Origin of the sequence: Streptomyces sp. NPDC085900 (assembly GCF_044540925.1) — a bacterium.
GTDB classification, from domain to species: Bacteria; Actinomycetota; Actinomycetes; order Streptomycetales; family Streptomycetaceae; genus Streptomyces; species Streptomyces gilvifuscus.
This window is the reverse complement of the sequence record NZ_JBITSP010000006.1, coordinates 12,423-36,946: the sequence shown is the minus strand read 5'-3', so window position 1 is coordinate 36,946 and position 24,524 is coordinate 12,423. Positions and strand designations below refer to the sequence as shown.

Sequence of the window (24,524 nt, the reverse complement as noted above, 5' to 3'; positions counted from 1 at the left end):
TCAGGCCACGCGGTACTGCTCGTCGCGGGCGTCCGTCAGGAACATCTGTCCCGGTGCGTGCGTGATGGCGAACGGCGGGCGGGAGGCCATCACCGCGGCCTGCGGGGTCACACCGCAGGCCCAGAACACCGGGATGTCGTCCGGTGCCGCGTCCACCGCGTCGCCGAAGTCGGGCCGGCCGAGGTCGCCGATGCCGAGCCCCGAGGGGTCGCCGCAGTGCACGGGACTGCCGTGCACCGCCGGGAGCAGACTGCTCTCCCGGATCGCCGCCGCCAGGTGCTGCGGCGGCACCGGCCGCATGGACACCACCATGGGGCCGTGCAACCGCCCCGCCGGGCGGCACTGACGGTCGGTCACGTACATCGGGACGTTGCGGCCCTGCTCGACGTGCCGGATCGGCACGCCCGCCTCGGCCAGCGCCCACTCGAAGGTGAAACTGCAGCCGATCAGGAACGACACCAGATCCTCGCGCCAGTGCGCGCGCACGTCCGTCGGCTCGTCCACCAACCCGCCGTCCCGCCAGACCCGGTAGCGCGGCAGATCGGTGCGCAGGTCCGCGCCGTCGGCGAGCACGGTGGTCCAGGAACCGGCGTCCGTCACGTCGAGGACCGGGCACGGCTTGGGGTTGCGCTGGCAGAACAGAAGCATGTCGTACGCCCAGTCGGCGGGCACCGAGATCAGGTTGACCTGGGTGTGGCCCGCCGCGACCCCGGCGGTCGGGCCGGAGAGGCCTTCCCGGAAGCGGGCGCGGGCGGTTCTCGGGCTCCACGCGTGCGTGTGCTCGTCGACCAGGGTCAGGGGGCGGTCGGCGACCGTGTCGTCGGTGCGGTTCACGCCAGCTCCTTCCCGCGCGTCTCCGGCAGGCCGAGCAGCGCCAGCGCCGCGATGCCGTAGCCGATCGCGCCGAACACCAGGGTGCCGCCCACACCCCAGCTGTCGGCCAGGAAGCCGACCGCCGTGGGGAAGACCGCGCCGACGGCGCGCCCGGTGTTGTACGTGAATCCCTGGCCGGTGCCCCGCACGGCCGTCGGGTACAGCTCGCTCAGGTAGGAACCGAAGCCGCTGAAGATGGCCGACATGCAGAATCCGAGCGGGAAACCGAGCACCAGGAGCAGGGTGTTGGCGCCCTGCGGGATGTTGGCGTACGCCAGGATGCAGACCGCGGACAGCAGGGCGAACAGCCAGATGTTGCGCCGGCGGCCGAGCCGGTCGGTGAGGTAGCCGCCGGTCAGATAGCCGAGGAAGGCGCCGGAGATCAGGAAGGTCAGATAGCCGCCGGTGCCGACCACCGACAGGTCGCGGTCGGTCTTCAGGTACGTCGGCACCCAGGTGGCCAGCGTGTAGTAGCCGCCCTGGACGCCGGTGGACAGCAGACCGGCGAAGACGGTGGTGCGCAGCAGGCCCGGCTTGAAGATCGCGGTGAACGAGCCCTTCTCGGTGGCCTTCTCCCGTACGGCGACCGCCTCCGGAGCGTCGTGCACCCGGCGCCGCATCCAGATCACCAGCAGCGCGGGCAGGGCGCCCGTCCAGAACATGATGCGCCAGGCCAGGTCGTCCCCCGCGTACGAGAACACGACCGTGTACATGATCACGGCCAGCGCCCAGCCCACGGCCCAGGAGCTCTGTATCGCGCCCAGGGTGCGCCCTCGGTGCCTGGCGCTCGCGTACTCGGCGACGAGGATCGCGCCGACCGCCCACTCGCCGCCGAAGCCGAGGCCCTGCAGCGCCCGGAAGACCAGCAGTGTCTCGTAGTTGGGCGCGAAGCCGCAGGCCACGGTGAAGACCGCGTACGTGATGACCGTGATCATCAGCGCCTTGACCCGGCCCACCCGGTCCGCCACCACGCCGGCCAGGGCGCCGCCGACCGCGGAGACCACGAGCGTGACGGTGGTGAAGAGGCCGGTCTGGCCGCTGTTCAGGCCGAAGTACGCGGACAGGGCGACCATGCTCAGCGGCAGGGTGAAGTAGTCGTACGAATCCAGGGCATAGCCGCCGAAAGCGCCGGCGAAGGCGCGTCGGCCGCGCGGGCCGAGGGCGCGCAGCCAGCCGAACGCGCCGTCTTGGTCAGGGAGTTCTCCGGCGCGCGCGCCGGTCGTCAGGGCCTGCGGTGGAGGGGTCGTGCTCATGGGCACCTCGCAGAGGGAGGACGGAGGGTGCTTCGGGAGTGAGCCGTGCCGTGCGGGAGAGCCGAGTTGTGCGGGTGAGCCGTGCCGTGCGGAAGAGCCGAGTTGTGCGGAGAGAGCCGTGCCGTGCGGGAGCGGTCGGCGCCGCGGAGGGTCGGGACGGTGCCGCGAAGAGAACCGTAGAGGATTGTTCAACGATCCCTCAATACCCATGTTGGTTCGTTCTTGTGATCTGCGATTGAATTCCGGCATGGCAGAGCAGCTGACGTCACTCGCCGAGGACCGCGCCCTCCTGGGGCGCACCAGCACCGCCGAACGGGTTTCGGACATTCTCAGAAGCCGCATCGCCGAAGGCTTCTTCCCGCCCGGCACGCGGCTGTCGGAGGACAGCATCGGCGGCGCGCTCGGGGTCTCCCGCAACACCCTGCGCGAGGCGTTCAGGCTGCTCACGCACGAACGCCTGCTCGTCCACGAGCTCAACCGCGGTGTGTTCGTGCGGGTCCTGGCGGTCGAGGACGTCGAGGACATCTACCGCACCCGCGGCCTCGTCGAGTGCGCCGTCGTCCGCGGGCTCGGAGAGCCGCCGTACAGGCTCGAAGCGCTGTCGGCGGCCGTCGAGGAGGGGCTGCATGCGGCGCGCGAGGGTGACTGGAAAGCACTGGGTACCGCCAACATCCACTTCCACCGGGAACTGGTGGCCCTCGCGGGCAGCGCCCGCACCGACGAGCTGATGCGCAGCGTCTTCGCCGAACTGCGCCTCGCCTTCCACGTCGTCGACGACCCCAAGCGGCTCCACGAGCCCTATCTCGCCCGCAACCGCCAGATCCTCCAGGCGCTGGAGGCCGGGGACCGGGCCGAGGCCGAGAAGCTGCTCGCGGTCTATCTCGAGGACTCCCTGGAGCGGGTCGTCGAGGTGTACCGCAGGCGGGTCGGTGAGGAGGCGTAGGGGGCCGGTACCGGGCGCGACGGGGGCTTCCTCGCACTGGCGGGCGAAGTGTGACGCCAGGGCCCGTCTGAGTCGTTTGGGCCGTTGTCAGACCGAGGACCTAGTCTGTGCACCGTGACTTCGCCTGCACCGACGGACCGTGTTCCGCCCCAGCTCAGCGCGGGGCCGCGCCCCGCACCGGGCCCGGCCGCCGACGAGGGACTGGCGCGGCGGCTGCGCGCGCTCGCCTGCACCGCGCCGCTGCACGACCTCGACGCCCGCAAGGCCAACCTCGCCGGTGAGTACTCGGTCTACGGCATGGCGGAGGTGGCCCTCGCGGCCATCGACCTGGTCACCCTGAACATGGACTTCGACACGGGCGCCGACCACGACCAGATAGTCGCCCGCCTCATCCCCCGCATCGCCGCCCAGGCCCCGCAGCGGCCCGTCGCCGAGCACGAGCGCGTGGCCCGCTGGGTGCTGGAGAACCTGATCAACGTCGGAAGCGTCGACCGCGGCTTCCGGGCCGTCTACGGCACGTTCACGACCGACGGCAGCTACGTCCGGCGCGACTACGACTTCAAGCTGATCGAGGAGGTGCCCGGCCCCGGCGGCACGGTGTACCTCCGTACGACCGACGAAGCGGTCAACGTCCTGGTCGGCGCCCTCGACACGGACGTGACCAGCGCCCAGATCGCCGCCGAGGTCAAGCTGGAGGTGCTCATCAACCGGGGCCGCCTCGCCGACGCGCAGCTCGCCGCCGAGCAGGCCCGCTACCGCACCGTCCAGTACTCGGAGACCCTGCGCCGCGCCCTGGACGCGACCCGGCGCAACGTACGGGCCGTGGACTGGCTCAACTCCGTGCCCGACATGATCGCCGAGGCGCTGGACCACGTGGCCGACCGGTACCGCCACGAGAACGCCATCCTCACCAACATCCGGAAGGCGCGCGACGAGACGGAGGACGCCGAGCACAAGCGGCGCGCCGCCGAACTCGTCGACATCGTCAAGGACTGCATCCGCCGGCACACACAGCTGCAGTCCCGGCTGCTGGAGGCCGGGCCGCTGTTCCGCGCGGAGCAGGACCGGCAGGCGTTCGCCACCCCCATGACCTCGTCGGGGATCGACCTGTACGGACATCTGGTCGCTCCCGTGCTGCCCCTGCCGCTGGAGCACGCGGTCCGTGTCACGGACGCCTTCTTCGCGCGCGGGACGGGCCTGCGCACGCCGGTGTCGGTCCGGGTGGGCGACCTGGTCGACATACTGTTGACGCCGCCGGTGGAGCGGGAGCACCTCGGCGCCGAGATGCCGGAGCCCGATCTCATCGCGACACCGGACGACAGCCGGTTCAGCGAGGAGCAGCTGGCCGCGGCGACGGAACTGCTCGACCTGCCGGCCGACGCGCCGCGCCGGCTCTCCGGACTGCTCGCGGAGGCCCGCCGACGGGATCCGGATCTGCCGTACCTCGTGGCCCTGCTCGCGGTGCACGCGGCCAGCCCGCCCGTCGGCACGGCCTACCGGCAGGGCGAGGAGAAACTGCTGTTCGCCGTGGACGACGGCACGGAGCTGGACGATCCCGAGTTCGGCGGCGCCGACCTGATCGTCGGGACCGCCCTGCTGGACGCGGCGGGGATGGCCGCGGACCGGACGGAAGCGGCATGACCGAGCAACGACGCGACAAGGAGCCCGAGCAGTGACCGAGCACGTCGATCGGAGTGACACGGAGGTCCCGGCGCCCTCGGCGCCCGCCCCCGTCACACCCGCCGACGCCGCCGACGCGGCGCGGCTCGTCGCCTTCGGGCTGCAACCCAAACTGCAGCCCGCGCGGGACCAGGAGTACGCGGAACTGCTCCGGCGCTACCGGGAGGACCCGCCCTTCGCGCGCCTCGCGGACGCCGTGGCCGCCGGGCTCGGACTGATCGTGCTGGAGGTGTCCCCGCGCGCGGGGATGGCCGTGACCGCGGCCGAGGACTCCGTGTTCGCCGTCCGCATGGGCGACTACGCGCGTCGCACGTCCGCCGACGGCGGCGACCGCTTCCTGCACGGACTGGCCCACCTCGCCGTCGCCGCCATGGCCTTCCCGCGCCCCGAGGACCTGGCCGACGACGGCTACATCGGGCGCGTGACCGTCAACGGCGTCGACGCGTTCGTCCGGCAGGCCTGCCGACGGCTGGAGGAACGCGCCGAGGAGCAGGGCGAGAACACCGACCCGGCCACCGACGCCCCCGGGCTGGAGGCCGCGTGGCGGATCTGGATGAGACGCAGCGCGGCCGGCGCCACCAAGGACGCGCGCAGACTCGCCGGTTCGACGACCGGCATCGTCGGCAAGGCGGTCGCCTTCCTCACCGACTCCGGGTTCCTCCAGCGCACCGGTGACGACAACGGCGGCACCTACCGGACCACCGCCCGCTACCAGCTCCAGGTGCGGGACATGGCGGGCAGCGCCGCGATGGCCGAACTGCTGGAGCTGGGCGTCGTCCCGGTGACCGACGGCACGCCCAGCCTGCTGCCCCCCGAGGACACCGACGACCTGCACCTGGCGGCCGACGCCGGACTGCCGTTCCACTCGTCGTCCCCGTCCTGAACCCCCCGACCTGCCGAAGACTTACGAGAGTCCGCCATGTACGAGCTGTCCCGGGTCCGCCTCTACTCCATCGGGCCCGCCGGTGCGCGCTACGCCGACACCGTGCTTGACCTGCGCGGTGTGGGCGAGCCCGTGCCCGACCCCGCGCCCACCCAGGCGGAGTTCTTCGAGGAGGAGCCCGTCGGGCCGCCGCGCCGCCCCGCGCCCGCCGGCGTGCTCTTCCTGGAGAACGGCGGCGGCAAGTCGGTCCTGCTGAAGCTGATCTTCTCGGTGATGCTGCCCGGCCACCGCAACACCCTCGGCGGCGCCAGCTCCGGCGTCCTGCGCAAGTTCCTGCTCGCCGACGACTGCGGGCACGTCGCCCTGGAGTGGCAGCACACGCTGACGGGCGAGTGCGTCGTGGTCGGCAAGGTCAGCGAGTGGCGTGGCCGGCAGGTCTCCAACGACCCGCGGAAGTTCGCCGAGGCCTGGTACTCCTTCCGGCCCGGACCCGGACTGTCCCTGGACAACCTGCCGGTGGCCGAGTCCACCGCCGTACGCCCCGCGGTCGAGGGCCAGTCGGGCGCCCAGGGCCGCCGCCGCACCATGAAGGGCTTCCGGGACGCCCTCACCGAGGCCGGCAAGGCCTACCCCCACCTGGAGGTGCACTGGGAGGAGATCCACGACCGGTGGATCGAGCACCTCGGCGACCTCGGCCTGGACCCCGAACTCTTCCGCTACCAGCGGGAGATGAACGCCGACGAGGGCGAGGCGGCAGGCCTCTTCGCGGTCAAGAAGGACTCCGACTTCACCGACCTGCTGCTGCGCGCCGTCACCGACACCCGGGACACCGACGGACTCGCCGACCTCGTCAGCGGCTTCGGCAACAAGCTGGGCCGTCGCGCCGAGCTGATCGCCGAACGGGACTTCACCGCGGGGTCCGTGGACCTCCTCGGACGGATCATCGAGGCCGCGGAGGCACGCGCGCGTGCGCGTGACGTCCACACCGCGGCCGAGCGCCGTACCCGGACCCTGGCCCGCCGGCTGTCGGCCCGAGGCACGCAGGAGCGGGTGCGGGCCGCCGACCTCGCCCAGCGCGTCACCGCCGCCGCCTACGCGGTCACGCATGCCGAGGGGGCCCGCGAGCGCAGCGCGCTGATCGCCGCCGAACTCGCCTACCGCAACGCCTCCCTGGCGCTCGCCGCCGCCGAGAAGTCCGCCGCGGCGCAGAAGCGCGAGCTGGCCGACGCCCGCACCCTGCACTCCGCTTGGCAGGCCGCCGAGGCCGTACTGCGCCACCGCGCCGCCGCCGACCGCGTCGCGCGCGTGGCCGCCGCCATCCAGGAGGCCGAACGGGACGCGGCCCCCGCGCTCGCCGCCCGCGCCAGGGCCGCCGTGGATCTCGTACGGGCCCTGCAGTCGGCCGCCGACAGCGCCGAGACCCTCGCCAACGAGGAGGAGGAGCGCTCCGCCGCCCTGCAGGAGGTCGGTGAGGCCGCCCACCGGGACTCGACCGCCGCCGCGACCGAGGCGCAGCGGGCCCGCAGCGAGATCGGACATCTGCGGCAGCGCCTCACCGAGGTCGAACAGGAGACCGCCGAGGCGGTGCGGGCCGGCTGGCTCGACGACAGCGCGCCCGACGCCGACCCCGCGCGCGCCGCCCTCGCGGCCAGCGACGCCGAGAAGACGGCCGTGGCGGCCTGGGACACGGCCCGTGAGGCCTCCCGCAAGGCGGCCGAGCACGCGCGCGAGGCGGCCTCGGCCGAGTCCCGCGCGGAGTTGACCGCGGCCCGCGCGGCGGACGCGGCGACCGCGACCCAGCGCTCCTACGAGGCCGAGCGGCGCCTGGCCGAGGCTCTGGCGGCCGAGGAACGGCTGGCGGAGCTGCTGAGCCTGTCCGGCGGATCCGGCGAGCACGACCGGCCGGCGGTCCCGCGGCCCCGTCAGGAGACGGAGAGCGAAGAGGGAGCGCTCACGCCCGAGGACCTCGACCGCTTCGCCGACGAACTGCGCGAGCTGCTGGAGGACTCGGTCTCCACCGCCGAACGCCACCTCTTCGAGCTGCGCACGGCCGCGGCCGACGACTCCCGGATCCTCGGCGCGCTCGGCGACGGCGGGCTGCTTCCGCCCGGCCCCGACGTGCTGGCCACGGTCGAGTTCCTGGGCGAGCACGGCATCCCCGCACTGCCCGGCTGGCGCTACCTCGCCCAGGCCGTCGACCCCGCCGACCACGCGCGCGTGCTGGCCGCCCGGCCCGAGCTGGTCGACGGCGTGATCATCACCGACCCCGACACGCACGCACGTGCCCGGGACGCCCTCGCCGACGCGGCGCTGCTTCCGCGTTCGGCCGTCGCCGTCGGCACGGCGGCCGCCCTGCTCGCGCCGACCCCGGCGCACGACGCCGAACACGGCGGTTCCGGCGGCGTGTTCCTCGTCCCGCCGAACCCGGCCATGCACGACGAACGTGCCGCCGACGAGGAGCGGCAGGCGCTGCGCGCGCGGGCGACCGAGCGCGACGAGGAGATCCGGTCGCTCGCCGCCCGGTTGGGCAAGGACCGTGAGCTGGCTGCCCGGCTCGCCTCCTGGCGCACGGGCTGTCCGGCCGGCCGACTCGTGGAACTGGCTCAGGCGGCGCACGACGCCCGCGCGTTCGCCGAGGAGGCGGAGGCCGAACTGAGCGAGGCGCGCACGGTGCGGGCCGAGGCCGACGAGGCCGCCGCCGAGGCCGCGCAGGTGCGGGACGAGCGGCAGGAGGCCGCGCAGAAGGCCCGCCGCGCCGCCGACGCCCTCGCGGGACTCGCCTTCCGGCTGCGCGAGCGGGCCGGCTGGCAGGCCAAGCTCCGCGAACTGGCCGACGAGGGCGCCGAGTCGGAGGCCCGCGCCCAGGTCTGCCTGGACCGGGCCCGGGCCGCCGACGAGGACCGGCGCGCCGCCCAGCGGGCCGCCGACGACGCCCGGCGCACCGCCCGCGCGCTGCGCGCCGAGCGCTCCGAGATCGCGGGCGCCCCCGACGACGTGCCGGAGGACGACGCGGCGGCCCCGAAGGCGTCGCTGCCCGCCCTCCGCGAGGCCTACCGGGCCGCCTCCCAGGTCTACGAGAAGGTCGGCGTCGGCGCCGACCTGCGCGCCGAGCAGGCCCGCGCGGAGAGCGACGAGAGCGCCGCCCGCGCCGAACTGGACCGGCTCAGCAACAAGGTCCGCACCCGCGCCGAGCAGCTGCTGCAGTCGCCCGACGGCTCCGACGGCCCCTCCCGCCAGGCCGCCGCCGCCCGGGCCGAGGAACTGGTCCAGCTGCTGGAGACCCGGATGTCCAGCGCGAGCGAGCAGCTCGGCCGGCTCCGCGGTGAGACGGAACGGCACGCACCCGAGGACGGAGAGGCGCACACCGAGCTGCCCGAGGAGCTCCAGCCGCGCGACGCCGAGCACGCCCAGGCACTGCTGCGCACGGCGACCACCGAACTGGCCTCCCGCACCGAGGCGTTGAGCCGGTCCCGGCAGGCACACGCCGAACTGCTCGACGCCCACCGCGCCGCCGAGGACTCGGCCGGAGGCTTCGACGAGATCGCCGCGATGCTGCGGGACCTGCTGCGTGAGCACGCCTTCGAGGAGGAGCAGGAGGAACCGGAGCCCTACCCGGGCAGCCTGGAAGAGGCCCGGCACTCCGCGGCCGAGGCCCGCCGCTCGCTGCGCGGGTGCGCCGCCGATCTGTCGGCCGCCGAGTCCGCCGTACGGGAGGCGAGCGACGTCCTCGTCCGGCACGCCAACTCCACGCGCTACGAGCAGGTCCGCACCCCCGCGCGTCAGCAGATCCGAGAACTGCCCGCCTCCGCGCTGCCCGAGCACGCGCAGAAGTGGGCCGACGCCTTCGCGCCCCGACTCCGCGTCCTCACCGACGAGTTGGCTCAATTGGAGCGCAACCGCGACTCGATCGTGGACCGTCTGCGCGGCCTCGTCGAGTCGGCGCTGGCGACCCTGCGGTCCGCCCAGCGGCTGTCCCGGCTGCCCGAGGGACTCGGCGAATGGTCCGGGCAGGAGTTCCTGCGCATCCGCTTCGAGGAACCCGACCAGGCCACGCTCACCGAGCGCCTGGGCGAGGTCATCGACGAGGCGACCCGGGCCGCCGTGAAGAAGAACTCCGACCTGCGGCGCGACGGCATGTCCCTGCTGCTGCGCGGCGTGGCCGCGGCCCTGCAGCCCAAGGGCGTCGCCGTCGAGATCCTCAAGCCGGACGCCGTACTGCGCGCCGAGCGGGTGCCCGTAGGGCAGATGGGCGACGTGTTCTCGGGCGGCCAGCTGCTCACCGCGGCCATCGCCCTGTACTGCACCATGGCAGCCCTGCGCTCCAACGACCGTGGCCGGGACAGGCACCGCCACGCCGGCACACTGTTCCTCGACAACCCCATCGGGCGCGCGAACGCCACGTATCTGCTGGAGCTGCAGCGGGCCGTGTCCGACGCGCTGGGCGTCCAACTCCTCTACACCACCGGTCTGTTCGACACGACCGCGCTGGCGGAGTTCCCCCTCGTGATCAGGCTCCGCAACGACGCCGACCTACGGGCCGGGCTGAAGTACATCAGCGTGGAGGAGCACCTCAGGCCCGGGCTGCCGCAGCAGAGCCCGAACGGCGAGGACGAGGCGGTGCGCAGCGAGATCACCGCCACCCGGATGTTCAAGCGGCCGGCGCCGACGAACGGTTGAGCAGCGGGCCGTCAGGGGTGCGACAGCTGCCCCGCGCCACCCTGACGCCGTATCCGCTCCTGCGTCCGCACGGCGGCCTTCTCCTGGCGCCGCTGTCGGCGCCGCTCGCGCCGCAGGGCCCGGGCGGTGCTGCTCGGGGTCGACACCACGCCGTTGCGCTGGTTCCACACCTGGCGGGTCACCCACACGTCCACGGCCCCCCAGGTGGCGACCACCGTGCTGACGACGCTGCTGATGACCATCGGGAAGGCCAGCCATGAGCCGGCCATGGTGCACAGGAAGGCCACCATCGCCTGCAGCAGCGTCACGGCGATGATCAGCACCGCTCGCACGGCCGCCGTGCGCACCGGGTCGGGCAGCCGGCGCCTGCGCGCCGTCTCCTCGACCCACAACGGGCGGTACGACTGGGCCCGGGCCGCGCCACCCTCTTCCGCGGCCACACGTCCGCCTGCCGGAATGTCGCGATCCGGTGCTTCGGTGCCCCGCCGCACCGCCGTGCGTGTCACCCCACCGTCCCCGGGCGCCTTGCTCAGCTCCGCCGTGCCCATCACCGTGTCACTCCCCACCGCCAGCAGACCGCTCGCCTCCGTGCCTCACAGCACGACTCCCCAGTTGGCTGCCCGGCTTGCGCTGTTTTACGCCGCCGGGTTGCGGGATGCGGCTCCTGTGGCCGATTCCGCGCCCATTTCCTGTAGAGAAGGACGAACGGCACCCGTCGAAGATTCCCGAGCAGCGAAAAATTTCGGCCAACACGTCGGCCAGAGGCGCGCGATGAACTTCCGTCATCTCCAGGGCAAACCGGGAGGCAATCTGCCGCAATGAACGGACAACTCCCCATGTCTCGCCGCCCGTGCGGAAGTTCATCCTCCGGACCGGTCTTCGAGTTACCTGTGCTTCGGTAGTAGGCTCGCGCCGTTTGTTGACGTACATGTGTACCCCCGTTCGACGGGGGTCGAGCTGGGGGAGGCCATGCGCTTTCGCGGGAAGTCGATCCGCCGGAAGATCGTGGCGCTGCTTCTCGTGCCGCTGGTGTCCCTCACCGCGATCTGGGGCTTCGCCACCGTACTCACGGGACGTGAGGCGGAACAGCTGTTCAACGTGTCGGACGTGGTGGAGAAGGTCGCCTATCCGATCGAGGACACCGTCCGCGTCGTACAGCAGGAACGCCGTCAGTCCCTCGTCTATCTCGCCGACCCCCGGGCCTCCAAGGGGATCAGCGACCTGCGGCGCACCCGGGCCGCCACCGACAAGGCCGTCGCACGGATCCGGAAGAACTCCACGAACCCCGACGTCCGCGACGCCATGGGCGAGGAGACGACCAACCGCCTGAGCACCGTGCTGGACGCGTTCAAGGGCCTCGACGACCTCCGGCACAGCGTCGAGGACGGAACGGTCGACCGCGCCCAGGCCCTCGACCTCTACAACCGCCTGATCGACCCCTGCTACGTCCTGCTCACCAACCTCCACGTCGTCGACAACGTGGAGATGGACAAGCAGTACCGCGCACTGGTCAACCTCGCCCGCGCCCGCGAACTGCTCTCGCGCGAGGACGCGCTCCTGGGCTCCGCCCTGGTCGTCGGCAAGCCCTCCCGCACCGAGCTGCGCAAGGTCACCGACCTCATCGCCCAGCGCAGCCTGATCTACGACTACAACCTGCAGCTGCTGCCCTCCTCGGAGAGCGATCGCTACCAGCGGTTCTGGAAGAACGCCGAGACCGCCCCGCTGCGCGTGGCCGAACAGTCCGCGGTCTCCGCGGGAGCCGGCACCTCCCCCGAGGTCACCGCCAAGAACTGGGACTCCGCCGCCGGGAACGTCCTCGACGAGCTCGGCACCCTCAACGACCAGGCGGACGACCGCTACCAGGACCGCGTACGCCCCGTCGCGATGGGGGTCATCGCCAAGGCCGCCGTCGCCGGTGTCCTCGGCCTGCTGGCCCTGCTCTTCTCGCTCTTCCTGTCCGTGCGCATCGGCCGCACCCTCATCCGCGACCTGCGAAAGCTGCGCCTGGAGGCCCATGAGGCGTCGGGCGTGCGGCTGCCCAGCGTCATGCGGCGCCTGTCCGCGGGCGAGCAGGTCGACGTGGAGACCGAGGCACCGCGCCTGGAGTACGACAAGAACGAGATCGGCGAGGTCGGCCAGGCCCTCAACACCCTGCAGCGCGCCGCCGTCGAGGCCGCCGTCAAACAGGCCGAACTGCGCGCCGGCGTCTCCGAGGTGTTCGTCAATCTCGCCCGCCGCAGCCAGGTCCTGCTCCACAAGCAGCTCACCCTCCTCGACAGCATGGAGCGCCGCACCGAGGACACCGACGAACTGGCCGATCTCTTCCGGCTCGACCACCTGACCACCCGTATGCGCCGGCACGCCGAGGGCCTGGTGATCCTCTCCGGCGCCGCCCCGTCCCGGCAGTGGCGCAAACCCGTCCAGCTCATGGACGTCGTGCGGGCCGCCGTCGCCGAGGTCGAGGACTACGAGCGCATCGAGGTCCGCAGGCTGCCCCGGGTCGCCGTCACCGGCCCGGCCGTCGCCGACCTCACCCACCTCGTGGCCGAACTCCTGGAGAACGCCACCGTGTTCTCGCCCCCGCACACGGCCGTCCAGGTCGTGGGCGAGCGGGTCGCCAACGGCTTCACCCTGGAGATCCACGACCGCGGTCTGGGCATGGCCGCCGACGCACTGCTGGACGCCAACCTGCGGCTCGCCGAGACACCCGAGTTCGAGCTGTCCGACACCGACCGGCTCGGTCTGTTCGTGGTCAGCCGGCTCGCCCAGCGGCAGAACGTGCGCGTCTCCCTGCAGACGTCCCCGTACGGCGGCACCACCGCCGTCGTCTTCATCCCGGACGCGCTGCTGACCGACGACGTCCCCGACACCAACGGCATCGGCTTCCGCCTCGACCGGCCCCAGCCCTCGAAGGAGGCCGAACTCGAGGAGAGCCGCCGCAACGAGCTCTCCCGGGTGCCCGTACAGCTCCCCGCCGCGCTCCTCAACGGGCCGGTCGAGCTGGAGGCCCCCGTCGACCTCGACGACTTCCCGGGCGGGCTCGACGACGAGGACGACGAACGCGGCGGCATCTTCCACCCCCTGCGGTCCAGGGCCCTCGCCGACGACGAACCGGGCGGCCGGCACGACGACCTCCGGCGCCCCGACGCCGACGGCCGCGGGCCCGCCCACGGCGACCAGGACGACCGGGCGGGCTCGGCCGTCCCACTGCCCCGGCGCAGCACACCCAAGCTGGTCAGCTCCCACGGACGCCCGGTCTCCGAGCCACGGTCCCGGCGCGAGGACACGCACGAGGCCCCGTCGGCCCGGTCCGGCCGCCCCGACCCGAAGACCGCCGTGCCGCTGCCCTCCCGGCGCCGCGAGGAACTCCTGACGGGCGGCGGGCCGGACGCCTCGGACCCCGAAGCCGCACCGCCCCTGCCCAACCGGCGGCGAGGCACGTCGCCGCTGCGTCCGGGCCCGGACGAAACCCGCAGTCCCGGTGAGGGCGCCGCGGCCGGGGCCCCCGGCGAGTACCCGCTGAGCCCCGCACTCCCAGCCCGCACCCGCCCCGCCGCGGCCTCGCCCGGCAGAGCCGATGCCATCGGCGGGCGTCCCGGCGCCGGCACGCCGGAGGCCGGACCCGGCGCGGGCGCACTGCCCCGGCGGGTGCGCCAGGCCAACCTGGCCCCACAGCTGCGCCAGAGCGCCGTGCGGCGCACCGATGAGCGCGCGGAACCCGTCGAGCGGGACGCCGACGAGGTACGCAACCGTATGGCCTCGCTCCAGCGCGGCTGGCAGCGCGGTCGCGAGGAGAACGCCGCGGGCGACGACGCCCACCGCGGCACAGCACCACAAGGAACGACTAAGGGGGACGGTCGATGACCGCACCGAAGGCGACCGGCCACAGCGCGACCGATCAGTCCGGAGAGCTGAACTGGCTCCTGGACGAGCTGGTGGACCGCGTCGCGAGCATCCGCAAGGCTCTCGTGCTCTCCGGCGACGGCCTACCGACCGGCGTGTCCAGGGACCTGACCCGGGAGGACAGCGAGCACCTCGCCGCCGTCGCCTCCGGGTTCCACAGCCTCGCCAAGGGCGTGGGCCGCCACTTCGAGGCGGGCAACGTCCGGCAGACCATCGTGGAACTCGACGAGGCCTTCCTGTTCGTGACGGCCGCCGGCGACGGCAGCTGCCTGGCCGTCCTCTCCGACGCCGACGCCGACATCGGCCAGGTGGCGTACGAGATGACCCTCCTGGTCAAGCGCGTCGGCGCGCATCTCGGCACCGCTCCACGCACCGATCTGCCCGCAGGCGGGTAGTGAGATGTCATGAGCGCTGACGGTCAGGGAACAAGCCACTGGTTCGACGACGAGGCCGGACCGGTCGTCCGCCCCTACGCGATGACACGCGGTCGCACGACCAGCCCGGGGCAGCACCGCCTCGACCTGATCGCGGTGGTGGTGGCCGAACCGCACGCGGACGACCCGGACGCCGACACGACGCTGTCCCCCGAACACGTGGACATCGTCGACCTGTGCCGGGACACCCCCCAGTCGGTCGCCGAACTCGCCGCCGGGCTCGACCTGCCCATCGGCGTGGTCCGGGTCCTCGTCGGAGACCTCGTGGACGCGGAATTCGTCCACGTCAACCGGCCGATCCCGCCTGCCGAGCTGGTGGACGAGAGTATTCTGCGCGACGTGATCAACGGCCTCCGGGCGCTGTGAGCGGCGCGGAAGCGGGGTACTGACGTGACTGGCTGGCAGTTCTGGGTGGACCGGGGCGGCACGTTCACCGACATCGTCGCGCGACGCCCGGACGGCCGCCTGCTCACGCACAAGCTGCTGTCGGAGAACCCGGCGCGGTACTCCGACGCGGCCGTCGCGGGCGTCCGGGAACTGCTGGACGGCGCCACGGAGCCCGTCGAGGCCGTCCGCATGGGCACGACGGTCGCCACCAACGCCCTGCTGGAGCGCAAGGGCGAGCGCACACTGCTCGTGGTCACCCGCGGCTTCCGCGACGCCCTGCGCATCGCCTACCAGAACCGGCCGCACATCTTCGCGCGCCGCATCGAACTCCCCGAACTGCTCCACGAGCGGGTCGTCGAGGTCGACGAGCGCATCGCCGCCGACGGCACCGTGCTGCGCGCCCCCGACCTGGACGCGCTGACCGGGCCCCTCCAGGAGGCGTACGACGACGGGATCCGCGCCGTCGCCGTCGTCTGCATGCACAGCCACCTGCACCCCGCCCACGAGCAGGCCGTCGGGGAGCTGGCCGCCCGTATCGGCTTCCCGCAGATCTCGCTGTCCAGCGAGGTCAGCCCGCTGATGAAGCTCGTCCCCCGCGGGGACACCGCGGTCGTCGACGCCTACCTCTCGCCGGTGCTGCGCCGCTACGTCCGGCACGTCGCCGACGAGCTGCACGGTGTGCGGCTGATGTTCATGCAGTCCAACGGCGGTCTCGCCGAAGCCGGGCAGTTCCGCGGCAAGGACGCCATCCTCTCCGGCCCCGCGGGCGGGATCGTCGGCATGGCCCGCATGTCGCAGCTGGCCGGGTTCGACCGGGTCATCGGGTTCGACATGGGCGGCACCTCCACCGACGTCTCGCACTTCGCCGGTGAGTACGAGCGGGTCTTCACCACACAGATCGCCGGCGTCCGGCTGCGCGCCCCGATGCTGGACATCCACACCGTGGCGGCCGGCGGCGGCTCGGTCCTGCACTTCGACGGCTCCCGCTACCGCGTAGGGCCGGACTCGGCGGGAGCGGACCCCGGGCCCGCCTGCTACCGCGGCGGCGGCCCGCTCGCCGTCACCGACGCCAACGTCATGCTCGGACGCATCCAGCCCGCCCACTTCCCGAAGGTGTTCGGCCCCGACGGCGACCAGCCCCTCGACGCGCAACTCGTCCGCGACCGCTTCGCCGCCCTCGCGCGCGAGATCCGCGAGCGGACCGGCGACGACCGCACGCCCGAGCAGGTCGCCGAGGGCTACCTTCGGATCGCCGTCTCCAACATCGCCAACGCCGTCAAGCGGATCTCGGTCCAGAAGGGCCACGACGTCACCCGCTACGCCCTGACCACCTTCGGCGGCGCGGGCGGCCAGCACGCGTGCATGGTCGCCGACTCGCTCGGCATCCGCACCGTCCTCGTCCCGCCCATGGCCGGTGTCCTGTCCGCCCTCGGCATCGGCCTCGCCGACACCACCGCCATGCGTGAACAGTCCGTCGAGGCCCCCCTGGAACCCCCGGCCATGCCCGCCGTCCTCAAGACGGCCGACGACCTCGAGGGGGCGGCCCGCGCCGAACTCCTCGCCGAGGACGTCCCTCAGGACCGCATCCGGGTCGTCCGCCGCGCCCAGCTCCGCTACGACGGCACGGACACCACTCTCACCGTCGAGCTGACCGAGCCCGACACGATGCGTCACGTCTTCGAGGAACGTCATCGCGCCACGTACTCCTTCACGCTCGACCGCCCGATCGTGGTCGAAGCCCTCTCCGTGGAAGCCACCGGCGTCACCGAACCCCCCGATCTCTCCGTCCTCGCCCCGTACGAAGGCCACCCGGCCGCTCCCGACGCCGTCCGGCTGCACACCGGCGGCACCTGGCGCGACGTACCCCTCCACCGCCGCGAGGACCTCCCTCCCGGCGAGACGGTCATCGGCCCCGCGATCATCACCGAGGCCAGTGCGACGACCGTCGTCGACGACGGCTGGCAGGCCGTGGCACGCGACGACGGGCATCTGGTCATGGAACGCGCGGTGATCACGCAGAGTTCCGATGTCGACACGAAAGCCGATCCGGTTCTGCTCGAGGTCTTCAACAACCTCTTCATGTCGATCGCCGAACAGATGGGCGCGCGGCTGGAGTCGACGGCCCAGTCCGTCAACATCAAGGAGCGCCTGGACTTCTCCTGCGCGCTCTTCGACCCGGACGGAAACCTGGTGGCCAACGCCCCCCATATCCCCGTCCACCTGGGCTCCATGGGCACCAGCGTCAAGGAGGTCATCCGCCGCCGGGGATCGTCCATGCGGCCCGGCGACACCTACGCCGTCAACGACCCGTACCACGGCGGAACCCACCTCCCGGACGTCACCGTGATCACGCCGGTGTTCGACACGGAGGGTGACCGGATCCTCTTCTACGTCGCCTCCCGCGGCCATCACGCCGAGATCGGCGGGATCGCGCCGGGCTCCATGCCCGCCGACAGCCGCACCATCGAGGAGGAAGGCGTCCTCTTCGACAACTGGCTGCTCGCCGAGGCCGGCCGCTTCCGCGAGGAGGAGACCCGCCGGCTGCTCACCGAGGCGCCCTACCCCTCCCGCAACCCGAAGACCAACCTCGCCGACCTGCGCGCCCAGATCGCGGCCAACCGGAAGGGCGTCGACGAAGTCGCCCGCATGATCGAGGACTTCGGGCTCGATGTCGTCCAGGCCTACATGAGGCACGTCCAGGACAACGCCGAGGAGGCCGTCCGGCGGGTGATCGACGCTCTCGACGACGGGGAGTACGCCTACGAGACCGACTCGGGCGCCGTCATCCGCGTACGCGTGCGCGTGGACCGCGAAAAGCGCTCGGCGGCCGTCGACTTCACCGGCACCTCCCCGCAGCTGGCGGGCAACTTCAACGCGCCCTTCGCGGTGGTCAACGCGGCCGTCCTGTACGTCTTCCGGACTCTCGTGGCCGACGACATCCCGCTCAACGACGGCTGCCTGCGGCCCCTGGACATCATCGTGCCGCCCGCCTCGATGCTGGCGCCCGAACCGCCCGCCGCCGTCGTCGCGGGCAACGTCGAGACCTCCCAGGCCATCACCGGCGCCCTGTACGCGGCGCTCGGCGTCCAGGCCGAGGGCTCGGGCACCATGAACAACGTCACCTTCGGCAACGAGCGGCACCAGTACTACGAGACCGTCGCCTCCGGTTCGGGCGCGGGCGACGGGTTCCCCGGCGCTCCCGTCGTCCAGACCCACATGACCAACTCGCGGCTCACCGACCCCGAGGTCCTGGAGTGGCGGCTGCCCGTGCGGCTCGAGGAGTTCGCCGTCCGGCACGGCAGCGGCGGCGCGGGACGCTGGCGCGGCGGAGACGGCGCGGTGCGCCGCATCCGCTTCGAGGAGCCCATGACCGTCTCCACCCTGTCCCAGCACCGCCGGGTGCGGCCGTACGGCATGGCGGGCGGCGAGCCCGGCGCGCTGGGAGCCAACCGGGTGGAGCGGGCCGACGGCACCGTCACCGCGCTCGCCGGAAGCGACTCCGCGGACGTCGGTCCCGGCGACGTACTCGTCATCGAAACCCCTGGCGGCGGGGGCTACGGCCCACCGTCCCACCACCCCCATCAAGCAGGAGAAGAGATCGATGATCTTCGGGCGTTCTGAGCGCGGGAAGTCTCCGGTCGAGCCCGTCACGCTCAAGATCCTGGTGGCCGGCGGCTTCGGCGTGGGCAAGACCACGCTCGTCGGCGCGGTCAGCGAGATCCGGCCGCTGCGCACGGAGGAACTGCTCACCGAGGCGGGACGCCCGGTCGACGACACGACCGGCGTGGAGGGCAAGCGCACCACCACCGTGGCCATGGACTTCGGCCGCATCACGCTGCGCGAGGACCTGGTGCTGTACCTGTTCGGCACGCCCGGGCAGGAGCGGTTCTGGTTCATGTGGGACGAGCTGTCCGAGGGCTCCCTGGGTGCCGTCGTGCTCGCCGACACGCGCCGCCTGGAGGACTCCTTCGCCGCCGTCGACTACTTCGAGCGGCGTTCCATACCCTTCGTCGTCGGCGTCAACTGCTTCGAGGGAGCCGCCCGTTACCCGATCGAGGACGTACGGCGGGCCCTCGACCTCGACGCCGACGTGCCGCTGCTGCTGACCGACGCCCGCGACCGGGAATCGGTCAAGGAGGTCCTGATCGGCGTGGTGCGGCACGCGATGGCCCAGGCGTCGGAGCGCCGCGAGACCGTCGGCACCTGACGGCACCGCACGGGAGCGGCCCGTACCCCCGCCGACCGGGGTACGGGCCGCCGTCACCGGCACACGCGCGTGTGCCTAGTCCTCCTCGTCCTCCGCCCAGCCGAAGCTCTTCTCCACGGCCTTGTGCCAGTTGTGGTACTCGCGGTCCCGCACCGACGCCTCCATGGAGGGCGTCCACTCGGCGTCCTTCTGCCAGTGGGCCTTGAGCTCGTCGAGGTCGTTCCAGACCCCGGTGGCGAGACCGGCGGCGTAGGCGGCGCCCAGGCAGGTCGTCTCGGAGACCTTGGGGCGGACCACGGGGACGTCCAGGACGTCCGACTGGTGCTGCATGAGCAGGTTGTTCTTGGTCATGCCGCCGTCCACCTTGAGGGTGGTGATGTGCACCCCGGAGTCCTGGTACATGGCGTCCACGACCTCGCGGGTCTGCCAGCTCGTCGCCTCCAGGACGGCGCGCGCCAGGTGCGCCTTGGTGACGTACCGGGTCAGACCGGTGATCACCCCGCGCGCGTCGGAGCGCCAGTACGGCGCGAACAGGCCGGAGAAGGCGGGCACGATGTAGGCGCCGCCGTTGTCCTCGACGCTTGCCGCGAGCGGCTCGATCTCGTCGGCGGTGCGGATGATGCCCAGCTGGTCGCGGAACCACTGGACGAGGGCGCCCGTGATCGCGATGGAGCCCTCCAGGCAGTAGACCGGCGCCTCACCGCCGATCTTGTAGCCCATCGTCGTCAGCAGGCCGCTCTTCGACACCACGGGCCGGTTGCCGGTGTTGAGCAGCAGGAAGGAGCCCGTCCCGTAGGTGTTCTTCGCCGTGCCCACGTCGTAGCAGGCCTGCCCGAACACGGCGGCCTGCTGGTCACCGAGCGCCGATGCCACCGGCACGCCCGCGAGCTGGCCCACCGCGGTGCCGTACACCTCCGCCGAGGACTTGATCTCGGGCAGGATGGCCTCCGGGATGTTCATCGCGGAGAGGATCGACGGGTCCCACTGGAGGTTCTCCAGGTTCATCAGCATCGTGCGGCCGGCGTTCGTCACGTCGGTGACGTGCTGCCCGCCGTCGGTGCCGCCGGTGAGGTTCCAGATGAGCCAGGAGTCCATGGTGCCGAAGGCGATCTCGCCGTTCTCGGCGCGCGTCCTGAGGCCGGGCACGTTGTCCAGCAGCCAGGCCGCCTTCGGCCCGGAGAAGTACGTGGCCAGCGGCAGTCCGGTCTGCTCACGGAAGCGGTCCTGCCCGTCCGAGCCGCCGAGCTGCCGGGTCAGCGCCGCGGTGCGCGTGTCCTGCCAGACGATGGCGTTGTGCACGGGCTTTCCGGTCGCGCGGTCCCACAGGAGCGTGGTCTCGCGCTGGTTGGTGATGCCCATGGCGCTGAGCTGGTCGGCGCGCAGCCCCGCCTTCGCGATCGCTCCGGCGACCACCGCCTGCACCTTGGACCAGATCTCGGTGGCGTCGTGCTCCACCCAGCCCGGCTTGGGAAAGATCTGGCGGTGCTCCCGCTGGTCGACGGCGACGATCGCGCCGTCCTGGTTGAAGACGATGCAGCGGCTGGATGTGGTGCCCTGGTCGATAGCGGCGACGAACTTGTCCGTCATGACGTCCCCTTCGTCGTTCCTGCAGTAGGGCGCCGGAGAGGATCAGGATCGCCGTGCCGTTGACCTCACCGACGAAGATGTCTTTGCGCATGGCGGCGAGCGTGCCGTCGCAGCCGAATCACCCGCGGGGGAGTGACCTGCCCTTCAGGCGGTTTTTGCGGTGTTTGCCTGGTTACAGCGTGTTTGTACGGCGATGTCGACCTACATCGGAAGTGTTCACCGGCACTCAGAGAGCGTCAAGCGCACGGACGGCAACGGTGACACGCTGGCGTGCCGCTCAGCCCGCCGGAGCGGGCGCAGCCTGAGCGCCGCGGAGGACCTCCAGCCCCTCCAGCCCTGCCCGGCCCAGCACCCAGCTGGCCCCCTGCAGCGCCTTCGCGGCCTTCTTCAGCGGCGCCAGACAGGCGGCGGCCTCCCGGTGGTCGCGCACGCTGCCGGGCGGGCACAGGACGGTCGCCAGCGACAGCGTGACGGGCCGCCCGCCGGCCGACCAGGGCGCGTCCAGCACGGCCGCGGCCAGCGGACCCAGCCGCTCCGGATCGGCGAGCACCAGGAAGTCGTCCCCGCCGATGTGCCCGACCCGGGTGGTTCCGGAGGCAGCGCCCTGCAGCGTCCGCCCCACGGACCGGATCAGCTCGTCACCCGCCGCGAACCCGGCCCCGTCGTTGACCTGCTTGAAGTGGTCCACGTCCAGCCAACTCAGCGCGAACGTGCGGCCGTCCGCGATGCACCGGTCCACCTCGCCAGTGATCGCGTCCGAGCCGGGCAGCCGCGTCAGCGGGTTCAGCCCGGCCGCCTCCTCGACCCGGCTCTCGGCCAGCGCCCGCACCAGGTCGGCCAGGCGTACGACGCCCACGCACCGCCCGTACCCGTCGACGACCGCCACGTCGTCCGAGGTGCGCTCGCGCCCGCCGACCGCCAGCACGTCCAGGACCTCCCAGGCGGTGGCGTCGGCGCCCACCGTGCGGGGCGGGTCGCCGAGCCGGACTGCGGGCCGGTCGGCGTACAGCGCGTGGCCGTAGCGCCCCGACATCGACAGCAGGAAGCGCGAACGGTGCACCGACCGGACCGGAACCCCCTGCGGGTCCACGAGGAGGACTCCGGAGACCTCGGGCGAGCCGGTCAGCAGCGCTCGCACCTGCCCCGCGGACGCGGTCGCGGGCAGCAGCGCGGCGGGCCGCACGAACTCCCGCACGGACGGCCCAGGACGGGACCCCGGCGCCATGTCGCCGGGGGAGCGGGGCGGAACGTACACATCCGCCGCAGGCAGTCGCGCCGGTGGCGCGAACAACGCCCCCTGGGCCAGCTGAGCACCGGCCGACACCGCGGCGGCGCACTGCAGTTCCGTCTCCACGCCCTCGACGGACAACAGCGCTCCCAACTGCTCGCACAGTGTCCGCATCGCCCGCGTCGCGGCCGGCCGGGTCAGCAGCGAGGCATCGAGTTTGACCAGGTCGGGGGCGAGATCGGTGAGCAGTCGCAACGGTACGTCCCCGTCGCCGACGCCGTCCGCACTGATCCGGAACCCCTGCGCCCGCAGCACGCCGACCGCCTCCAGCAGGGCCCGTTGCGGCACGTGCGTGTACGGCGGTCCGATGTCGACGGTCACCTCCCACGGCAGGCGACCCGCCGCGCGTACGGCGTCGTGCAGCGGGGTCAGCCCGCCGAGGTCGGCGAGGGTGCCCGCGAAGACGTTGACGTGCAGCGGCAGCAGCGTCTCCCGGCGCGCGGCCGCCCGGACCGCCAACACGGCGAGCCGGCCGTCGAGTTCGGGGTTGCGGCGGGCCTCGGCCAGGATGTCTCCGGTCTCGGGGCGGGCGAGTATCTCCAGCCCCGCGACCCCTCCGGTGGCCAGGTTGACCACCGGTTGGAAGGCGAAGCGGAGAGTGTCCGTCCAGGAGCGCACGGGAGCATGATGGCTCCGCGGGCGCGCGGGCATAGGCCCAGTTCACGAGACGTTCACGCAGGATTTCCGGGTGATCACGCTGCGTACGGGAAAGGGCTTGCTCCCCGATCGGCCCGGAGAGGGCGCGCCCTTCGCTCACCGCACGGCGATCACCGATGACCCGTGCCCGAACAGCCCCTGGTTGGCCGTGATCCCCACGCGTGCCCCCGCGATCTGCCGGTCACCGGCCTGCTCTCTCAACTGCCAGGTCAGTTCGCACACCTGGGCGATCGCCTGAGCCGGCACCGCCTCGCCGAAGGAGGCCAGTCCGCCGCTGGCGTTGACCGGTATTCGCCCGTCGAGGCTCGTCGCCCCCTCCCGGAGGAGCTTGGCGCCCTCACCCTCGCCGCACAGCCCCAGGTCCTCGTACCACTGCAACTCCAGCGCCGTGGACAGGTCGTAGACCTCCGCGAGGGAGAGGTCCTCGGGTCCGATGCCCGCCTCCTCGTACGCCGCCCGGGCGATCGACGTCCGGAACGTCCCGTCGGAGGGCTCCACCGCCGCCCAGGAGTCCGTCGCGATGTCCGGGAGGTCGAGCACGGTGTTCGGGAAGCGCGGTGTCACCGTCGACACGGCCCGGATCCGTACCGGCCGCGCCGCCCCGTGCCGGCGTGCGAAGTCCATGCTGGACAGCACCAGCGCCGCTCCGCCGTCCGAGGTCGCGCAGATGTCGAGCAGCCGCAACGGATCGGCGACCACCGGCGAGGCGGCGACCTCCTCGGCGCTCACCCGGGTGCGGTAGCGCGCGTTCGGGTTCAGCGCGCCCACGGCCGCGCTCTTCACCTTGACCTGCGCGAAGTCCTGCGGCGTGTCCCCGTGCACGGCCATGCGCCGGCGCGCGTAAAGCCCGAAGTACGTCGGGTTCGTGGCCCCCAGGACCCTGAACCGCAGCCAGTCCGGATCGTCCGGCCGCTCGCCTCCCGCGGGCCGGAAGAAGCCCTTGGGCGCCGCGTCGGCCCCCACCACCAGGACGACGTCCGCGAGGCCGGACATGATCTGTGCCCGCGCCGTGTCGACGGCCTGGGCGCCGGACGCGCACGCCGCGTACACGCTCGTCACGCGGGCGCCCTGCCAGCCCAGCGCCTTCGCGAAGGTCGCACCGGACACATAACCCGGATAGCCGCCACGCACCGTGTCCGCGCCGACGATGGAGCCGATGTCGCGCCACTCCAGCCCGGCGTCGGCGAGCGCCGCGCGCGCGGCCGCCACGCCGTACTCGACGAAACCGCGCCCCCACTTGCCCCACGGGTGCATGCCCGCGCCGAGCACCGCCACCTCGCCCGTCATGCCCGCACCCCCGTAGGCCGCCAATGCCACGTCGTCCAGGTCGTCTCCGCGTCCTCGTGCAGCACGCCGGGGACGACCTCCACCTCCATGCCCACCGCCAGATCGGCGACGGTGACCCCGGGAACCGCCTGCCCCAGCACCACGATCCGCTCGGCCTCCAGCTCCACAGCGATCAACGCGTACGGCTCCCACGGAAGTTCCGGATTGCTCACATAGGGTGACGGAGGTCGGTACCGGCTGTCCGTGAACGACCAGACACGCCCCCGTCGCGACAGCGGCACCTCGTCGAGATCACCGCCGGAACATCCGGGGTTGCGGCAGTTCGCCTCCTCACGGGGGAAGAACACCGTGCCGCAGGCCGCGCAACGGGTGCCGAGGAGCCGGAAATCGTCCCCCGTCCCGGCGAACCATCCGTCGACCACGGGCGTACGAGTGCGAGACATGGCCCTCCCTGGCACGTATCTG

16 protein-coding genes are annotated in these 24,524 nt (G+C 72.5%); 9 read left to right on the top strand and 7 right to left on the bottom strand.

Going from position 1 to position 24,524, the window contains the following annotated elements:
- On the bottom strand, window positions 1-834 hold the full coding sequence (locus tag ACIGDI_RS21665) for a putative hydro-lyase (RefSeq protein WP_399898983.1): 834 nt from the start codon (window positions 832-834) through the stop codon (window positions 1-3).
- Window positions 831-2,126 carry an MFS transporter gene (locus ACIGDI_RS21660; protein ID WP_399898980.1) on the bottom strand — a complete coding sequence of 432 codons (1,296 nt, stop codon included), beginning with the start codon at window positions 2,124-2,126 and terminating at the stop codon, window positions 831-833. The genes ACIGDI_RS21665 and ACIGDI_RS21660 overlap by 4 nt, the downstream gene beginning before the upstream one ends.
- Window positions 2,127-2,373: 247 nt before the next feature.
- Between ACIGDI_RS21660 and ACIGDI_RS21655 the strand changes: the two genes are divergently transcribed.
- The 4 genes from ACIGDI_RS21655 to ACIGDI_RS21640 all read left to right on the top strand — a co-directional run bounded on the left by ACIGDI_RS21655 (window position 2,374) and on the right by ACIGDI_RS21640 (window position 10,309).
- Entirely contained in the window at window positions 2,374-3,069 is a 696-nt protein-coding gene (locus tag ACIGDI_RS21655; RefSeq protein ID WP_399898977.1) for a GntR family transcriptional regulator, read from the top strand.
- Window positions 3,070-3,183: 114 nt separating this feature from the next.
- A complete protein-coding gene (locus ACIGDI_RS21650; RefSeq protein ID WP_200698296.1) occupies window positions 3,184-4,710 on the top strand; it encodes a hypothetical protein in 1,527 nt (508 codons plus the stop codon).
- Between the two features lie 31 nt (window positions 4,711-4,741).
- Window positions 4,742-5,632 (top strand): hypothetical protein, encoded by an 891-nt coding sequence (locus ACIGDI_RS21645; RefSeq protein ID WP_399898971.1) that lies wholly within the window; start codon window positions 4,742-4,744, stop codon window positions 5,630-5,632.
- Window positions 5,633-5,668: 36 nt separating this feature from the next.
- The gene (locus ACIGDI_RS21640) at window positions 5,669-10,309 is read left to right on the top strand and encodes a hypothetical protein (protein WP_399898968.1); all 4,641 of its coding nucleotides are present in this window, start codon (window positions 5,669-5,671) and stop codon (window positions 10,307-10,309) included.
- A gap of 11 nt (window positions 10,310-10,320) precedes the next feature.
- Here the strand turns inward: ACIGDI_RS21640 and ACIGDI_RS21635 are convergent, their stop codons facing one another.
- Window positions 10,321-10,857: a hypothetical protein gene (locus ACIGDI_RS21635; RefSeq protein ID WP_399898965.1), complete on the bottom strand. Its 537-nt coding sequence runs from the start codon at window positions 10,855-10,857 to the stop codon at window positions 10,321-10,323.
- A 421-nt stretch (window positions 10,858-11,278) separates the two neighbouring features.
- Here ACIGDI_RS21635 and ACIGDI_RS21630 point away from each other — a divergent pair, with 421 nt between their 5' ends.
- The 5 genes from ACIGDI_RS21630 to ACIGDI_RS21610 are packed head-to-tail and all read left to right on the top strand — an operon-like array spanning window position 11,279 to window position 19,240.
- Window positions 11,279-14,173, top strand: coding sequence for a nitrate- and nitrite sensing domain-containing protein (locus tag ACIGDI_RS21630; RefSeq protein ID WP_399898962.1), 2,895 nt, complete (start codon window positions 11,279-11,281; stop codon window positions 14,171-14,173).
- Window positions 14,170-14,607: a roadblock/LC7 domain-containing protein gene (locus ACIGDI_RS21625; RefSeq protein WP_200698300.1), complete on the top strand. Its 438-nt coding sequence runs from the start codon at window positions 14,170-14,172 to the stop codon at window positions 14,605-14,607. The genes ACIGDI_RS21630 and ACIGDI_RS21625 overlap by 4 nt, the downstream gene beginning before the upstream one ends.
- Before the next feature lie 9 nt (window positions 14,608-14,616).
- Window positions 14,617-15,012 (top strand): DUF742 domain-containing protein, encoded by a 396-nt coding sequence (locus tag ACIGDI_RS21620; RefSeq protein WP_142150283.1) that lies wholly within the window; start codon window positions 14,617-14,619, stop codon window positions 15,010-15,012.
- 24 nt (window positions 15,013-15,036) lie between these two features.
- On the top strand, window positions 15,037-18,654 hold the full coding sequence (locus ACIGDI_RS21615) for a hydantoinase B/oxoprolinase family protein (RefSeq protein WP_399898957.1): 3,618 nt from the start codon (window positions 15,037-15,039) through the stop codon (window positions 18,652-18,654).
- Window positions 18,635-19,240, top strand: a complete 606-nt coding sequence (locus ACIGDI_RS21610) for an ATP/GTP-binding protein (protein ID WP_200698303.1) — start codon at window positions 18,635-18,637, stop codon at window positions 19,238-19,240. The genes ACIGDI_RS21615 and ACIGDI_RS21610 overlap by 20 nt, the downstream gene beginning before the upstream one ends.
- 75 nt (window positions 19,241-19,315) lie before the next feature.
- Here the strand turns inward: ACIGDI_RS21610 and glpK are convergent, their stop codons facing one another.
- The 4 genes from glpK to ACIGDI_RS21590 all read right to left on the bottom strand — a co-directional run bounded on the left by glpK (window position 19,316) and on the right by ACIGDI_RS21590 (window position 24,481).
- Window positions 19,316-20,827: a glycerol kinase GlpK gene (glpK, locus tag ACIGDI_RS21605; protein ID WP_399898954.1), complete on the bottom strand. Its 1,512-nt coding sequence runs from the start codon at window positions 20,825-20,827 to the stop codon at window positions 19,316-19,318.
- Window positions 20,828-21,104: 277 nt separating this feature from the next.
- Entirely contained in the window at window positions 21,105-22,733 is a 1,629-nt protein-coding gene (locus tag ACIGDI_RS21600) for a GGDEF domain-containing protein (RefSeq protein ID WP_399898951.1), read from the bottom strand.
- Window positions 22,734-22,868: 135 nt separating this feature from the next.
- The gene (locus ACIGDI_RS21595; protein ID WP_399898948.1) at window positions 22,869-24,059 is read right to left on the bottom strand and encodes a lipid-transfer protein; all 1,191 of its coding nucleotides are present in this window, start codon (window positions 24,057-24,059) and stop codon (window positions 22,869-22,871) included.
- A complete protein-coding gene (locus tag ACIGDI_RS21590; RefSeq protein WP_399900004.1) occupies window positions 24,056-24,481 on the bottom strand; it encodes a Zn-ribbon domain-containing OB-fold protein in 426 nt (141 codons plus the stop codon). The genes ACIGDI_RS21595 and ACIGDI_RS21590 overlap by 4 nt, the downstream gene beginning before the upstream one ends.
- Window positions 24,482-24,524 lie beyond the last annotated feature (43 nt).

Excerpts from the sequence above, each read along its gene's own strand:
- ACIGDI_RS21660 (WP_399898980.1), bottom strand. The coding sequence starts at position 2,126 with ATGAGCACGACCCCTCCACCGCAGGCCCTGACGACCGGCGCGCGCGCC.
- ACIGDI_RS21655 (WP_399898977.1), top strand. The coding sequence starts at position 2,374 with ATGGCAGAGCAGCTGACGTCACTCGCCGAGGACCGCGCCCTCCTGGGG.
- ACIGDI_RS21640 (WP_399898968.1), top strand. The coding sequence starts at position 5,669 with ATGTACGAGCTGTCCCGGGTCCGCCTCTACTCCATCGGGCCCGCCGGT.
- ACIGDI_RS21635 (WP_399898965.1), bottom strand. The coding sequence starts at position 10,857 with ATGGGCACGGCGGAGCTGAGCAAGGCGCCCGGGGACGGTGGGGTGACA.
- ACIGDI_RS21630 (WP_399898962.1), top strand. The coding sequence starts at position 11,279 with ATGCGCTTTCGCGGGAAGTCGATCCGCCGGAAGATCGTGGCGCTGCTT.
- ACIGDI_RS21625 (WP_200698300.1), top strand. The coding sequence starts at position 14,170 with ATGACCGCACCGAAGGCGACCGGCCACAGCGCGACCGATCAGTCCGGA.
- ACIGDI_RS21620 (WP_142150283.1), top strand. The coding sequence starts at position 14,617 with ATGAGCGCTGACGGTCAGGGAACAAGCCACTGGTTCGACGACGAGGCC.
- ACIGDI_RS21610 (WP_200698303.1), top strand. The coding sequence starts at position 18,635 with ATGATCTTCGGGCGTTCTGAGCGCGGGAAGTCTCCGGTCGAGCCCGTC.
- glpK (WP_399898954.1), bottom strand. The coding sequence starts at position 20,827 with ATGACGGACAAGTTCGTCGCCGCTATCGACCAGGGCACCACATCCAGC.
- ACIGDI_RS21595 (WP_399898948.1), bottom strand. The coding sequence starts at position 24,059 with ATGACGGGCGAGGTGGCGGTGCTCGGCGCGGGCATGCACCCGTGGGGC.